At 36.4% G+C, this 16,594-nt stretch carries 8 protein-coding genes, 2 tRNA genes, 3 rRNA genes and 1 riboswitch; of the genes, 12 read left to right on the top strand and 1 reads right to left on the bottom strand.

Annotated elements, in window-relative coordinates; all coding sequences use genetic code 11:
• Positions 1 to 140 precede the first annotated feature (140 nt).
• On the bottom strand, positions 141 to 1,070 hold the full coding sequence (locus AC2I98_RS10595) for a bifunctional riboflavin kinase/FAD synthetase (RefSeq protein WP_486411650.1): 930 nt from the start codon (positions 1,068 to 1,070) through the stop codon (positions 141 to 143).
• 188 nt (positions 1,071 to 1,258) lie between these two features.
• Between AC2I98_RS10595 and atpD the strand changes: the two genes are divergently transcribed.
• The 12 genes from atpD to AC2I98_RS10535 all read left to right on the top strand — a co-directional run bounded on the left by atpD (position 1,259) and on the right by AC2I98_RS10535 (position 16,589).
• A complete protein-coding gene (gene atpD / locus AC2I98_RS10590) occupies positions 1,259 to 2,767 on the top strand; it encodes a F0F1 ATP synthase subunit beta (protein ID WP_486411649.1) in 1,509 nt (502 codons plus the stop codon).
• A gap of 87 nt (positions 2,768 to 2,854) precedes the next feature.
• The gene (locus AC2I98_RS10585) at positions 2,855 to 3,148 is read left to right on the top strand and encodes a FoF1 ATP synthase subunit delta/epsilon (protein ID WP_486411648.1); all 294 of its coding nucleotides are present in this window, start codon (positions 2,855 to 2,857) and stop codon (positions 3,146 to 3,148) included.
• Positions 3,149 to 3,600: 452 nt separating this feature from the next.
• A complete protein-coding gene (locus AC2I98_RS10580; RefSeq protein WP_486411647.1) occupies positions 3,601 to 4,908 on the top strand; it encodes an O-acetylhomoserine aminocarboxypropyltransferase/cysteine synthase family protein in 1,308 nt (435 codons plus the stop codon).
• A 27-nt stretch (positions 4,909 to 4,935) separates the two neighbouring features.
• On the top strand, positions 4,936 to 5,943 hold the full coding sequence (locus tag AC2I98_RS10575; protein WP_486411646.1) for a homoserine O-acetyltransferase family protein: 1,008 nt from the start codon (positions 4,936 to 4,938) through the stop codon (positions 5,941 to 5,943).
• 983 nt (positions 5,944 to 6,926) lie between these two features.
• Positions 6,927 to 8,445, top strand: a 16S ribosomal RNA gene (locus tag AC2I98_RS10570).
• A gap of 193 nt (positions 8,446 to 8,638) precedes the next feature.
• Positions 8,639 to 8,712 (top strand) — tRNA-Ile (locus AC2I98_RS10565).
• Between the two features lie 16 nt (positions 8,713 to 8,728).
• Positions 8,729 to 8,802: transfer RNA gene (locus AC2I98_RS10560), tRNA-Ala, on the top strand.
• 231 nt (positions 8,803 to 9,033) lie between these two features.
• Positions 9,034 to 11,820 (top strand): 23S ribosomal RNA (locus tag AC2I98_RS10555).
• Between the two features lie 230 nt (positions 11,821 to 12,050).
• A 5S ribosomal RNA gene (gene rrf, locus AC2I98_RS10550) occupies positions 12,051 to 12,159 on the top strand.
• Together the 16S, 23S and 5S rRNA genes with 2 tRNA genes alongside form the textbook arrangement of a ribosomal RNA operon.
• A 503-nt stretch (positions 12,160 to 12,662) precedes the next feature.
• Positions 12,663 to 13,106 (top strand): cytochrome c oxidase assembly factor Coa1 family protein, encoded by a 444-nt coding sequence (locus AC2I98_RS10545; RefSeq protein ID WP_486411645.1) that lies wholly within the window; start codon positions 12,663 to 12,665, stop codon positions 13,104 to 13,106.
• A 65-nt stretch (positions 13,107 to 13,171) separates the two neighbouring features.
• Positions 13,172 to 13,360: riboswitch (cobalamin riboswitch) on the top strand.
• 98 nt (positions 13,361 to 13,458) lie between these two features.
• The gene (locus AC2I98_RS10540) at positions 13,459 to 15,456 is read left to right on the top strand and encodes a TonB-dependent receptor (protein ID WP_486411644.1); all 1,998 of its coding nucleotides are present in this window, start codon (positions 13,459 to 13,461) and stop codon (positions 15,454 to 15,456) included.
• On the top strand, positions 15,453 to 16,589 hold the full coding sequence (locus AC2I98_RS10535; protein WP_486411643.1) for a DUF5074 domain-containing protein: 1,137 nt from the start codon (positions 15,453 to 15,455) through the stop codon (positions 16,587 to 16,589). The genes AC2I98_RS10540 and AC2I98_RS10535 overlap by 4 nt, the downstream gene beginning before the upstream one ends.
• Positions 16,590 to 16,594 lie beyond the last annotated feature (5 nt).

The following is a 16,594-nucleotide window of genomic DNA, read 5'->3' as shown; positions in this document are numbered from 1 at the left end:
ATTAGAATAATGAAGAAAATTTTGTTACTATTTATAGAAAGTGTTAAAAAATATTATATATTTATAACACACTAATAGTAATGCTAATTCATTGAGGAGTGAATTTTTAAAAAATAAAGGTTCGCTTCGCGAACCTTTTACTATTTATTTCCGTATAAATTTATTGCATTTTCTTTGTCTTGATTCATCGCGATAATTAAATCATCTAATGAATCAAATTTCTTTTCATCTCTTAAATGCCCTAAGAATTCGAGACGAATTATTTCTCCGTAAATTTCCTGATCAAAATTTAAAATATTCACTTCTACCCTATGCTCACGTGAATTGGTAACAGTTTCGCGAAATCCAATACTCAATAAACCTAAATATTTTTTATTATCAACGAAAACATCAACGGCATAAACACCATCTTTCGGAATTAATTTATTTGGATCAACTTGTAAATTAGCGGTAGGAAAACCAAGTGTACGTCCAATTTTATCACCATGAACAACCTCTCCAGAAAGTGGATATTGATAGTTCAGTGCTTTGTTCGCATATGCGATATTTCCATTCAACAAAGCGTTTCTAACTTTGGTAGAACTTACTGCAATGTCGTTTTCTTCAACTGCTTGCAATTGAATCAAATTGAAACCATATTCTTTCGAAAGTACCTGTAATTGCTCAAAGTTACCTTCTCTATTTTTTCCAAAATGATGATCGTACCCAATAACCAATGTGTCAATTTTGATTTGATCAACCAATAAATTCTTCACAAATTCTACTGAAGTTACTTGCGAAAAATCTTTTGTAAACGCTTGAATAATCAAATGTTTTAATCCAAATTGATGAAGAACGGTTTCTTTTTCTTCTAAAGTGGTCAAAAATTTTAAATCACAATTTGGTTGTAAAACCATTCGAGGATGTGGGTTAAACGTAATCAAAACACTTTCTCCATCAATTTCTTTTGCAATTGTATTGAGTTGTTTTAGAATAGATTGATGACCTATGTGTACACCATCAAACATGCCCAAAGTAAGGACAGGACGCTTGATAGGTTTGATTTCTTCTACGGATTGATAAACGTTCACTAAAAATGATTTTGCACAAAATTAAGGCTTTCAAATCGAACTTCAAATCTATTTTTAATTTCCTTAGATTGTAATATTCTGATTACTAATCAAAATATTATGACAAAAATCTTAAAAACTATGTAAATAATACAATGTTTTTAACTTACCTTTGCACCCAAATAAAATAAACTAAATCATTTCATATAATGGCAAATCAAAAGAAAGGTAAGATTGCACAGGTTATTGGACCTGTAATTGACGTTATTTTTGATAACGCAGAAGGCCTTCCAAATATTTATGATGCATTAGAGGTTCCTCGTCAAGGAAAAGAAACATTAATTCTTGAAGTTGAGCAACACATCGGTGAAGATACTGTACGTTGTATCGCAATGGATAGTTCTGATGGTTTACAAAGAGGTCAAGAGGTTATCGCTGTAGGTGGACCAATTATGGTTCCAGTTGGAGAGGCAATCAACGGACGTGTATTTAATGTAGTAGGAGATGCTATTGATGGTTTAGGGAATTTAGACAAACAAAACGGATTACCTATTCACCGTCCAGCTCCAAAATTCGAAGACTTATCAACTGCAACAGAAGTTTTATTCACAGGTATTAAAGTAATCGACTTAATTGAACCTTACGCAAAAGGAGGTAAAATTGGTTTATTTGGTGGTGCCGGAGTAGGTAAAACAGTATTAATTCAAGAGTTAATTAACAACATCGCAAAAGGACACGGAGGTTTATCTGTATTCGCAGGTGTTGGTGAGCGTACTCGTGAAGGTAATGACTTAATTCGTGAGATGATCGAATCTGGAATTATCAAATACGGTGACGAGTTCATGGAATCTATGGAAAATGGAGGATGGGATATCTCGAAAGCCGATAAAGAATTAATGAAAGAGTCGAAAGCTGCTTTCGTATTCGGACAAATGAATGAACCTCCAGGTGCACGTGCTCGTGTTGCTTTATCAGGTTTAACATTAGCTGAATATTACCGTGATGGTGATGGACAAGGTCAAGGACGTGACGTATTATTCTTCGTAGATAATATCTTCCGTTTTACACAAGCAGGTTCTGAGGTTTCTGCCTTATTAGGACGTATGCCATCTGCCGTAGGTTATCAACCAACATTAGCAACAGAAATGGGTGCTATGCAAGAGCGTATTACATCTACTAAAAACGGATCTATTACATCTGTACAAGCGGTTTACGTTCCTGCGGATGATTTAACTGACCCTGCGCCAGCTACAACTTTCGCGCACTTAGATGCTACAACGGTATTAGATCGTAAGATTGCTTCATTAGGTATTTACCCAGCGGTAGATCCATTGAACTCTACTTCTCGTATCTTAACACCAGCAATTATTGGTAAAGAGCACTACGAAACAGCACAACGTGTAAAAGAAATCTTACAACGTTACAATGCTTTACAAGATATCATCGCGATTTTAGGTATGGAAGAGTTATCAGAAGAGGATAAATTAGTTGTACACCGTGCACGTCGTATCCAACGTTTCTTATCTCAACCTTTCCACGTTGCAGAGCAATTTACAGGTATCCCAGGTGTTTTAGTAGACATTAAAGATACAATCAAAGGATTCAACATGATCTTAAACGGAGAAGTTGATCAATATCCTGAAGCTGCATTCAACTTACGTGGTACAATCGAAGAAGCGATTGAGGCTGGAGAAAAAATGTTAGCAGAAGTTAAATAATATTTTTATATAACAATATAGAAGAGTGCTTACGTTTCTTTTACTCTAAAAGTTACTAAGTACTCTTTTTTTTAAAACAATAGGATTATGTACTTACAAATTATCACTCCAGAACACGTAGTTTTCGATGCTGAAGTAGATGCTGTAACATTACCAGGAAAAGATGGTGAATTTCAGTTACTAAATAACCACGCTCCTATCGTTGCAACTTTAGGTGAAGGAACAATCAAAATTAAAGTTCACACAAAAACTTTCGAAGATTTCGATAATCAATCAGGTAAAGTTTATACATCTCCATCAAATGAGTCTACATTATTATTAGATATCAAAGGAGGAACAATAGAAATGAACAATAATAAAGTAATCGTTTTAGCGAACTAATTACTTTTTTAGAACAAATAATACAAAGGAGATCATTTTTGATCTCCTTTTTTTATACTTTTTAGTCAGAATTGACTTTTCTTATTTAAATATTATTCTGTTAAATTGCTTTTTATAGATTTCGAAAGAATTATTTTAGAGTTTTAAATATAAAATTTCTTTTAAAATTAATTTTATAGATTTATTTTCTAAAAATAGTTTAAATATTTTATAATTTAGAAAATTATTCTAATTTCACTTCATCAAATAAGAAGTTACAATGTGTAACTGGAAATGATTAAAATTTTTTCAGATGAAGTACAATTCTCAAAAACATTCTTTTGGACACGGCGTCCTGCTTCAAAGCATCTATAATTGTATCAATAGTAAAATTCGAATGTGTAGCCGCTAATTTTTCGGCAACTAATTTATCCTAACATTTAATTAAAAGTCACATTCAACACAATTTTATTATGTCAACAGAAAAAAAATTACATTTCGATACTTTACAAGTTCATGCAGGTCAAGAAGTAGATCCAACAACAGGATCACGTGCAGTTCCTATTTATCAAACATCATCATACGTTTTTAATGATGCTGAACATGGAGCAAATTTATTTTCATTAAAAGAATTCGGAAATATTTATACACGAATTCAAAATCCAACAACAGACGTTTTCGAAAAACGCATTGCTGCTTTAGAAGGTGGAGTTGCAGCTTTGGCTGTTTCATCAGGACAAGCGGCACAATTTATTGCATTAAATAATATTTTAGAATCGGGCGATAATTTCGTTTCTGCTTCTAATCTTTATGGTGGAACGTATAATCAGTTCAAAGTTGGTTTCAAACGTTTGGGAGTTGATGTTCGTTTTGCAGAAAATGCAGATCCAACGATTATCGAATCCTTAATTGACGAAAATACCAAAGCGATTTATACCGAAACTATCGGAAATCCGAGTTTTAATGTTCCCGATTTTGAAGCAATTTCTGCAATTGCAAAAAAATATAATCTTCCATTAATTGTTGATAATACATTTGGTGCAGGTGGATATATTTTCAAACCATTAGAACATGGTGCAAATGTGGTAGTAGAATCTGCTACAAAATGGATCGGTGGACACGGAACTTCTATTGGAGGTGTGATTGTAGATGGTGGAAATTATGATTGGGGTAACGGAAAGTTTCCACAATTCTCAGAACCATCAGAAGGTTATCATGGTTTAGTTTTTTCTGATGTTTTCGGAATTAATGGTCCTTTTGGTAATATTCAATTTATTATTCGTGCACGTGTAGAAGGTTTGCGCGATTTTGGTCCAGCAATTTCTCCATTCAATTCTTTTTTATTGCTTCAAGGTTTAGAAACTTTATCATTAAGAGTTCAGAAGCATTTAGACAATACTTTAGAAATTGCACGTTGGTTAGAAGTTCATCCGCAAGTGGAAAAAGTAAATTATCCAGGTTTGATTTCTTCTCCAAGTCATCATCTGGCAAAGAAATATTTAAAAAATGGTTTTGGAGCGGTCCTTTCTTTTGTGATCAAAGGAAGTGCTGAGCAAGCCAATCATTTTATTGACAGCTTAGAATTAATTAGTCATTTGGCAAATGTAGGCGATGCAAAATCGTTGATTATTCATCCTTCCGCAACAACTCATCAACAATTAAGTGATGAAGAACAGCAATCTGCTGGTGTTTATCCAGGTTTGTTACGTCTTTCTGTCGGAATTGAGCACATCGATGATATCAAATATGATTTGCAACAAGCGTTTGATAAAATTAAATAAACTGATTATTTTCGTATAAAATTAGTAATGAATTTTAATCATTATCATTATAATGGATCATTTCAATTAGAAAATGGTCAATCTTTAGAAAACTTAACAATTGCCTATCATACGGCAGGAACAATAAATAAAAATAAAGACAATATCATTTGGGTTTGCCATGCATTAACGGCAAACTCGGATGTTTTTGATTGGTGGGCTGGTCTTTTTGGTGAAAACGATTTGTTTAATCCGAAAGATCATTTTATCATTTGTGCAAATGTGATTGGTTCTAATTACGGAACAACAAATCCATTGTCTACAAATCCTGAAACAAATGCTCCTTATTACCGCGATTTTCCAACAATTACGATAAAAGATATGGCAAACGCACATCAGCTTTTAGCCGAACATTTAGGAATTTCATCTATTCATTTATTAATTGGTGGTTCACTTGGTGGGCAACAAGCATTAGAATTTACATTACTTAATAAGGTAAAAGTGGATAATTTGGTTTTGTTAGCGACAAATGCAGTACACTCTCCGTGGGGAATTGCTTTCAACGAGTCTCAGCGTTTAGCAATCGAAGCTGATTCTACTTTTAATGATAAAACAAAAGATGGAGGAAGAAATGGATTGATTGCAGCGCGAACAATTGCTATGCTTTCTTATCGTACCTATACTATATATGATCAAAAGCAGAAAGATGATCATTCGATTTATAATGATTTCAAAGCATCGTCTTATCAAAAGTATCAAGGGCAGAAATTAGCAGATCGATTTAATGCGCATTCATACTGGACGCTTTCCAAAGCAATGGATTCGCAGAATATTGCACGTAATAAAGAAAGTTTAGAAAATTCACTTGCTCAAATTTCATCCAATACAATAGTTATAGGTATTTCTTCGGATATCTTATTTCCGCCTTCGGAACAAAAATTTATCGCGAATCATATTCCAAAAGCTAAATATATAGAGATTGAATCTTTATTTGGACACGATGGATTCTTAGTGGAATTAGAAGAATTGAATCGAATTTTGAAACATCTTATATAATAATATTGAATCCATATTTACATTAAGCTCGATTTTTCGAGCTTTTTTATTTAAAAATAATTCCGCTTTGCGCAATTTCTCCCGAGTAGCTACCTATAAAGTAGACATTTTGCTTTTCTTTTTGTAAATAAAAGCAAAACGTCTAATCATTTCTTGCGGTGAAAACGCACTTTTGCGTAATAAACCAACCTTATTTTCCTTGTCATTTCGAGCTTGTCGAGAAATCTAGTAGTTTTTTTAGTCTGTAATAAAGAGATTTTTTCTTATTTAACGAAATTCCAAAATGCCTTTTAGTTAAGTTTTTGATTTGCTTGTGCTGAGTATATCGAGGCATTGATTCTTTTTGTATCAAGAAAAAATGAATATATGTTCTTTTATATTATCCAATTTTCTACTGAACCTCTACAATCTTTCCCTCGTATTTCAAAAATTGTCAATCAAAAATATCCATTCTCACTACTCAAAACTCACCACTCATCACTTTTATCAAAAAATATTTCGCGTCATAACAGTCAGTTAGGGATAGAATGTAAAATAAATGTAAAATGTGTTTGGAAAAACGAGAAAAGGGTGCGTATATTTGCAATCCCAATACGAAAGACGAGTAGTATTGTAGTTGACATTGTAAAACGATAACGATCAAAAATTTTTCAAAAATAAATTTTGTAGTTTAGAAATAAGTTTTACCTTTGCAAACCGATTCCGAAAGGAGTTTGAGAGTAGAGTTAATTTGACTTATTAAAATAAAAACTTTAAATTTTTTAAAATAAAATTTGGTAGTTAAGAAATAAGTTTTACCTTTGCAACCGCTTACTGCGACAGCGATGTTTAAGTAAGTTTGAAACTGAGAAGTTCATTTGAAATTATAATATATACAGAAGAAATAATAGCCGAATAATAACGAAGTCAATCCTTGAATAATGGAGCTATAGGAAATTCGAAGTTGTAAAAACAGAAGTCTTTTAGACTAAAAAAAATAATTTACAATGGAGAGTTTGATCCTGGCTCAGGATGAACGCTAGCGGGAGGCTTAACACATGCAAGCCGAGGGGTATAGTTCTTTCGGGAACTAGAGACCGGCGCACGGGTGCGTAACGCGTATGCAACTTGCCCTACTGAAAAGGATAGCCCTTCGAAAGGAGGATTAATACTTTATAATAGAGATTATGGCATCATAATTTTTTGAAAGATTTATCGCAGTAGGATAGGCATGCGTAAGATTAGTTAGTTGGTGAGGTAACGGCTCACCAAGACGATGATCTTTAGGGGGCCTGAGAGGGTGAACCCCCACACTGGTACTGAGACACGGACCAGACTCCTACGGGAGGCAGCAGTGAGGAATATTGGACAATGGGTGGAAGCCTGATCCAGCCATCCCGCGTGTAGGATGACGGCCTTATGGGTTGTAAACTACTTTTATCTGGGGATAAACCTACTCACGTGTGAGTAGCTGAAGGTACCAGAAGAATAAGCACCGGCTAACTCCGTGCCAGCAGCCGCGGTAATACGGAGGGTGCAAGCGTTATCCGGATTTATTGGGTTTAAAGGGTCCGTAGGCGGATTAATCAGTCAGTGGTGAAATCCTATCGCTTAACGATAGAACTGCCATTGATACTGTTAGTCTTGAGTAATGTTGAAGTTGCTGGAATGTGTAGTGTAGCGGTGAAATGCTTAGATATTACGCAGAACACCAATTGCGAAGGCAGGTGACTAAACATTAACTGACGCTGATGGACGAAAGCGTGGGGAGCGAACAGGATTAGATACCCTGGTAGTCCACGCCGTAAACGATGGATACTTGCTGTTGGATTTTCGGATTCAGTGGCTAAGCGAAAGTTATAAGTATCCCACCTGGGGAGTACGTTCGCAAGAATGAAACTCAAAGGAATTGACGGGGGCCCGCACAAGCGGTGGAGCATGTGGTTTAATTCGATGATACGCGAGGAACCTTACCAAGGCTTAAATGCATAATGACGTTATTGGAAACAGTAATTTCTTCGGACAGAATGCAAGGTGCTGCATGGCTGTCGTCAGCTCGTGCCGTGAGGTGTTAGGTTAAGTCCTGCAACGAGCGCAACCCCTATCATTAGTTGCCAGCGTTTAAAGACGGGGACTCTAATGAGACTGCCGGTGCAAACCGCGAGGAAGGTGGGGACGACGTCAAGTCATCACGGCCCTTACGTCTTGGGCTACACACGTGCTACAATGGTAAGTACAGAGGGCAGCTACTTGGCAACAAGATGCGAATCTCTAAAACTTATCTCAGTTCGGATTGGAGTCTGCAACTCGACTCTATGAAGCTGGAATCGCTAGTAATCGCATATCAGCCATGATGCGGTGAATACGTTCCCGGGCCTTGTACACACCGCCCGTCAAGCCATGGAAGCTGGGGGTACCTGAAGTCGGTGACCGTAATAGGAGCTGCCTAGGGTAAAACTGGTAACTAGGGCTAAGTCGTAACAAGGTAGCCGTACCGGAAGGTGCGGCTGGAACATCTCATATTTAGAGAACGACGAATTTTCTTCTATTAGTTAGAAGATTGATTTTGATTCGGCTTTTTATTCTGTACTGTATATATAAATATATAAGTTAGCTAGTGGATATTAGAATTGAGAAATTAGATAAATCTAAATCTCATATCTCATTACTAAAATCTTAAAACTAACAAAAAGACCACTCTTTAAGAGTATTAAAGAGTCTCATAGCTCAGCTGGTTAGAGCGCTACACTGATAATGTAGAGGTCGGCAGTTCGAGTCTGCCTGAGACTACTAAATAACATAAAGAGGGGGATTAGCTCAGCTGGCTAGAGCGCTTGCCTTGCACGCAAGAGGTCATCGGTTCGACTCCGATATTCTCCACGATTTTAATTTGAGAATTATTTAATTAGCTAATTAGCAGATTATCATATTTCCGAATTAACAGAAGAGTTCATTGACATTATTAGAAACAGATTATAAATTTATTTATAATCGCATACAATCAAAAACAAACAGATTTAGAAATAGATCAAAGTTTTATAAAGGTATACAATTAATCAAAAAACGAGTAAGATTAACATAACCGCTCAATAATATGACGGTTAAATCGAGAAAAAAGTTACAAAGGGCGTACGGCGGATGCCTAGGCTTTGAGAGGCGATGAAGGACGTGATAAGCTGCGATAAGCTTCGGGGAGTGGCACATACACATTATATCCGAAGATTTCCGAATGGGACAACCCGGCATGTTGAAGACATGTCACTCTAATTTATTAGAGAGCGAACGTTGGGAACTGAAACATCTAAGTACCAATAGGAAAAGAAATCAATTGAGATTCCGTAAGTAGTGGCGAGCGAACGCGGATTAGCCCTAAAGACTTTATAAGGATAACAGAATAACCTGGAAAGGTTAACCGTAGAGGGTGATAGTCCCGTAGGTGAAATTTTTATCTAGTTGATAACGAGTAAGGCGGAACACGAGAAATTCTGTCCGAATATGGGAGGACCATCTTCCAAGGCTAAATACTCCTCAAAGACCGATAGTGAACTAGTACTGTGAAGGAAAGGTGAAAAGTATCTCGAATAGAGAGTTGAAATAGAACCTGAAACCGTACGCCTACAAGCGGTCGGAGCACGTAAGTGTGACGGCGTGCCTTTTGCATAATGAGCCTACGAGTTAATGTTGCTGGCAAGGTTAAGGACTTCAGGTCCGGAGCCGTAGCGAAAGCGAGTCTGAATAGGGCGCTTAAGTCAGTAGTATTAGACGCGAAACCTTGTGATCTACCCATGGGCAGGTTGAAGCTTTGGTAACACAAAGTGGAGGACCGAACCGGTTGACGTTGAAAAGTCTTCGGATGACCTGTGGGTAGGGGTGAAAGGCCAATCAAACTAGGAAATAGCTCGTACTCCCCGAAATGCATTTAGGTGCAGCGTTTAGTTAAGTATATTAGAGGTAGAGCTACTGATTGGATGCGGGGGCTTCACCGCCTACCAATTCCTGACAAACTCCGAATGCTAATATATGTTTCTAGGCAGTGAGGGCATGGGTGCTAAGGTCCATGTCCGAGAGGGAAAGAACCCAGACCATCAGCTAAGGTCCCCAAATATATGCTAAGTTGAGAAAACGCGGTTGGATTGCATTGACAGCTAGGATGTTAGCTTGGAAGCAGCTATTCATTTAACGAGTGCGTAACAGCTCACTAGTCGAGCGATCCGGCATGGATAATAATCGGGCATAAGCATATTACCGAAGCTATGGATTTGTACTTATGTACATCTGGTAGGGGAGCATTCTAACGGCGCAGAAGTCACCTGGTAATGGGTGGTGGAGCTTTTAGAAAAGAAAATGTAGGCATGAGTAACGATAAAATAAGTGAGAAACTTATTCGCCGTAAGACTAAGGTTTCCTCAGCTATGCTAATCAGCTGAGGGTTAGTCGGGACCTAACACGAACCCTTTGGGGGTAGTGGATGGCAAACGGGTTAATATTCCCGTACCTGCACTCAATAAAAGTGACGAATGATTGTAGGAGGTGCGTACTGACGGAATAGTACGTTGAACCTACGTAAAGTAGGGATAGTACACGAAGGTTTCGGCTGGAGTGATAATCCTCTGAACATTGTTCCAAGAAATAGCGAGATGTGCAGCCCGTACCGTAAACCGACACAGGTGGTCGAGGAGAGTATCCTAAGGCGCTCGAGCGATTCATGGTTAAGGAATTAGGCAAAATAGACCTGTAACTTCGGGAGAAAGGTCGCTGACAGCAATGTCAGCCTCAGTAAAAAGGCCCAGGCGACTGTTTATCAAAAACACAGGACTCTGCAAAATAGAAATATGACGTATAGGGTCTGACACCTGCCCGGTGCTGGAAGGTTAAGGAAGGAGCTTAGAGGTAACTCGAAGGTTTTGACTGAAGCCCCAGTAAACGGCGGCCGTAACTATAACGGTCCTAAGGTAGCGAAATTCCTTGTCGGGTAAGTTCCGACCTGCACGAATGGTGTAACGATCTGGGCACTGTCTCAACCATGATCTCGGTGAAATTGTAGTATCGGTGAAGATGCCGGTTAATCGCAACGGGACGAAAAGACCCTGTGAACCTTTACTATAGCTTTGTATTGACTTCGGGTAAATAATGTGTAGGATAGGTGGGAGACTATGAAGCAGTATCGCTAGGTATTGTGGAGTCATTGTTGAAATACCACCCTTTATTTACTTGGAGCCTAACTTCCATTTGGAAGGACAGTGCATGGTGGGTAGTTTGACTGGGGTGGTCGCCTCCAAAAGAGTAACGGAGGCTTTCAAAGGTACCCTCAGCACGCTTGGTAACCGTGCGTAGAGTGTAATGGCATAAGGGTGCTTGACTGTGAGACCTACAAGTCGATCAGGTGCGAAAGCAGGACATAGTGATCCGGTGGTTCCGTATGGAAGGGCCATCGCTCAAAGGATAAAAGGTACTCCGGGGATAACAGGCTAGTCTCCCCCAAGAGCTCACATCGACGGGGAGGTTCGGCACCTCGATGTCGGCTCGTCACATCCTGGGGCTGGAGAAGGTCCCAAGGGTTGGGCTGTTCGCCCATTAAAGTGGCACGCGAGCTGGGTTCAGAACGTCGTGAGACAGTTCGGTCTCTATCTGTTGTGATCGTTAGAAGTTTGAGCGGAGTTGACTCTAGTACGAGAGGACCGTGTTGAACAAACCTCTGGTGTATCAGTTGTGCCGCCAGGTGCACCGCTGAGTAGCTACGTTTGGAAGAGATAAGCACTGAAAGCATATAAGTGCGAAACTCGCCGCAAGATTAGACTTCTTTAAAGGGTCGTTGTAGACTACAACGTTGATAGGCTATAGATGTAAAGGCAGTGATGTCATAGTCGAGTAGTACTAATTACCCATAGACTTTTTCTTAAAAAGTAGAACGAATCAGATAAGTTGATTTCAAATCAACAAAATATTAATAAAGATTAAATACTAACATTGATTTAATCGTCATAGAGAAGGTTAGTTAATCTTATTTGGATTAAAACATGTAATACCAAAGATTGTGTGAAGGCTTTACGCCTAAAGCTTTAAGCTTAATGCCTAGAGCTTCTGATAATGTCAACATATAATAGGAACTAATACCTATTTAAAAATATTAGGGTGACTATAGCTGCAGGGCTCACCTCTTCCCATTCCGAACAGAGAAGTTAAGCCTGCCTGCGCCGATGGTACTGTTACTTACGGGAGAGTAGGTCGTCGCCAGTTTTTATTAAGATCCTCAAGATTTATTTCTTGAGGATTTTTTTGTGGTTATACGTCGCGCTTTAGGCTGAACGTTTTAAGCTTTACGCATCTCCAAACTATGTTTTATAAAACAAGAAGCTTGCTTTCATCCAACAAGAGGCTTCTAATTAGTCAACGAGAAGCTTCTTCTTGATAAAATGAAAGCTTCCTTTTTACAACTTACTCAGAACTTGAAAACACCCTTATGATAGTTTAACTTCTACTTCTATTCTGTAAGTCTTAAATCTTACGTCTTATAACTTATAACTTATAACTCAAAACTTAGAACTCAACCCGCGTTAGGGATAGTAGTGGAAATCCTTTTGTTTTTTGTACTTCGACAAGTTTAGCAACCCCAAAAAACAAAAGATTGGAACGGATAGCCCGACCGAGCTACACGAAAGACTATTTTTTATTATCGAATGATTATTAGCGAGGAACGCCCAAAAATAATTATATTTGATTTACTTATAATAATTTAGATTATGGAAGAAAATCAATACGATAATCAATTACTACCTAAAGAAAATTGGTTTAAGCGAAATTGGAAATGGTTTGTACCAGTAGGCTGTCTTACATTTGTTATTCTTTTTATTGGATTAATTGTAGGTGGTGCTTTTTGGGGTATTAGTAAAATTACTTCTGATAGTGATGTTACTAAACATGCAATGAATATCATTAATCAAAATCCTGAAGTAAAGGAAAAATTAGGCACAGATATAAAGACTGATGGAATGTTTAGTGGAAATATTTCGGTAACAAACAATACGGGCGAAGCTAATATTACAGTTCCAATAAAAGGTACAAAAGGCACTGGTTCAGCTATAATTGTTGGTGAAAAAGAATTTGATAAATGGAATTATGAGAAAATCGCTGTTCAGATAGATGAAACAGGAGAAGTAATTCAGATAAATAAAGTAAAAGAGTAAGCTAACATAGAGTTAGCTTTTTTTGTTTTGTTTCAGATTAAATTTTTTATTCAAAATAATAACTTTACTTTTGACTAACATTTGGTGCGAACTTAATTGTTCGGTAACAGGGAATCAGGTGAAAATCCTGAACAGACCCGCTGCTGTAAGCTCCATAATTTTTTAGAATTATATTTATCCACTGTCATTTTTGATGGGAAGGATTTCTAAAAAAGGAGTAAGTCAGAAGACCTACCAAAATGATATATGTTAACAGCTTTCGGGGACTAAAGCGTGAAGAACAATTTTTGGATAGGTTTACCTCTCTATTATACTTCATACACTCTCGTTAGCAACAGTTGATTAGTGCTAAATGAGAAATCTAAAAACTATAATTTATTGTTGCAGCTTGATTTTACTTTCATGTGGCATTGCCTCTGCGCAAATAATTCGTGATAGTATTTTAGAGCTTCAACAAGTCGAAATTTCAACAATTAATAACAAATCAGTAGTTCCAGTTCAGGAATTGAAAGGAGAGCAGTTACAGGCTTTAAATAGCCATTCTGTGGCAGACGCTGTTCGTTTTTTTTCTGGTGTACAAATAAAAGATTACGGAGGTGTTGGTGGTTTAAAAACAATTGATGTTCGTGGAATGGGGTCGCAACATGTTGCAGTATTTTATGATGGAATTCAATTAGGAAATGCGCAGAATGGAATTGTTGATTTAGGAAAGTTTTCGTTGGATGATATGGAAGTCATTTCGTTATACAACGGTCAAAAAAGTAACATTTTTCAATCTGCAAAAGATTATGCATCAGCTTCGGCGATTTATTTAGAAACAAAGAAGCCTATTTTTAGAAATAACAAAAGAACTAATATCACAATTAGATATAAATTAGGATCTATTCAATTAATTAATCCTTCAACACGAATTGAACATAAGATTTCTGATCGATTATCAGCTGTTTTAAGTGCAGAATATATCAAAACGAATGGTGTGTATAAATTTCGTTATCAACGCAAAAATTTAGATGGTTCCACAGCTTATGATACCGTTTTAAGACGTCGCGATGGACAAGTTGATGCGAAGCGTGTAGAATTGGGGTTATTCGGGAAAGGAAATCAATCGAATTGGAATGTAAAAGGTTATTTGTTTGATTCGGATAGAGGAATACCAGCATCAATTGTCCGTGGACGTTTAGATGGTCGTGGACAAACATGGGTAGATAAAAATTATTTTGTTCAAGGAAAATACGAAAAACGTTTCAAGAATTTTCAATCCAAGATTAATGCAAAACTTGCATACGATTTTACACATTTTACAGACACTGTTTCTACGGTAAAAAATGAAAATAAATTTATTCAACGCGAATTTTATATTTCATGGGCGAATGTATATGCTATTAATGATAAGTGGGATGTGAACGTTGCAACGGACTATCAGTTTAGCAATTTAGATGCCGATTTAAAAGAATTTTCATACCCAACCCGTCATATAAATTTGGTTGCTTTTGCTTCAACTTACAGATTTGGTCGTCTTAATCTACAAGGAAGTTTATTAGGAACATTTGTGAAAGAATCGGTCGAAAAAAACACAAGCGCACCAGATAAAAATGTATGGACACCAACTATTATTGCAAATTATCAACCATTCAAATCTCACGATTTTAATATTAGAGCATTTTACAAACGTATTTTTAGAATGCCAACGTTCAACGATCTGTATTACACGAATATTGGCTATTCTTATCTTCGACCAGAATATTCTACACAATATAATTTAGGATTTACCTATTCTAAATCATCTCAGAGTTTCTTCAAAAATATTTCCATTCAAGCTGATGCTTATTATAATAAAGTAACTGATAAAATTATCGCAGCACCTTCAAGTAGTTTGTTTCGTTTCACGATGATGAATTTGGATGAAGTCCGAATAAAAGGTCTAGATGTAAAAATAAGATCAACTTTTAAAGTAGGTGATATTGAGGTTTCGCCAATGTTGAACTATGGTTTTTTAGAAGCGTTAGATTATTCTAATCCTGCAAAAAGTTACTACAAAAATCAAATTCCATATACAGCCAAGCATAGCGGATCTTTTGTTTTAGGAGCTTCATACAAAACGTGGAATTTCAATTACAGTTTTATTTATGTGGGCGAACGATACAATGTGCATCAAGATAATAATAAATATAATCGACTAAATCCTTGGTTTACAAATGATTTAGGAGTGCATAAAGAATTTAAGTTGAATCAAAATTCGTTCAAAGTTTCTTTTGAATTAAACAATGTTTTGAATCAACAATACGATGTGATTTACAATTATCCAATGCCAGGAAGGCAATTCAAATTCATATTAAGCGCAAATTTATGAGATATTTTAAACGATTAATGGTCTGTTTATTAACAGTAACCACTTTTTATGCATGTCAGCAAGATACTTATTTAATCGAAAGTGAAGAAGATGGTGTAACAACTCCAGAAGAAACGGATGTGGTTGGATTTTATTTGCTGAACGAAGGAAATATGGGAAGTAATATGGCGACAATAGATTATATGGATTTTAAAACAGGAACCTATAATCGAAATATTTATGCGACTGTAAATCCAACCATGGTAAAAGAATTAGGCGATGTTGGGAATGACATTAAGATTTATGGAAATAAACTATATGCCGTCATCAATGTTTCTAATTTTATTGAGGTAATGGATGCAAAAACGGCGAAGCATTTAGGAACAATTCCTTTAGAAAATGGTCGATACATCACATTTGCAAATGGTAAGGCGTATGCAACATCGTATGCCGGACCAGTTACAATTGATCCGAAAGCTCCTTTAGGAAAAGTCGTAGAAATTGATACGATTAATTTATCTGTGACGCGTCAAGTAACAGTTGGTTATCAACCAGACGAGTTAGAAGTTGTTGGAAATAATTTATACGTTGCAAATTCAGGTGGTTATCGTGCTCCAGATTATGATAAAACAATTTCGGTTATTGATTTATCAACATTCAAAGAAACGAAGAAAATTGATGTTGAAGTAAATCTTCATCGAATAAAAAAAGATTCTGAAGGAGATTTATATGTTACTTCTCGTGGTAATTATCGAGATATTTCATCTAATCTTTTTGTTATTGACAGTAAGACACATCAAATTAAAAAGAAATTTGATATTCCAGTTTCTAACTTCACGATTGATGATGATAAACTCTATTTTTTTTCGAACGAATTTAGTTATACCACTTTCGAATACACCAAATCTTATGGCGTAATAGACACCAAAACAGAACAGGTTATCAATAAAACATTGGTGAATGATCCTGTTATCAAAAATATAGAAACACCCTACGGAATTGCTGTTAACCCAAAGACAAAAGACATTTTTATAACCGATGTAGGGAATTATATTTCAATGGGTTATGTCTATTGTTTTGATAAAAATGGAGTCTTTAAATGGAAAACTGCTGGTGGAAATATTCCAGCTCATTTTGCTTTTGTTTACAAATAAAATTT

It is taken from the genome of Empedobacter sp. EJD.6dd (assembly GCF_057369435.1).
Note: the sequence above shows the minus strand (reverse complement) of the source record. Positions and strands in the feature narration are given on the sequence as shown.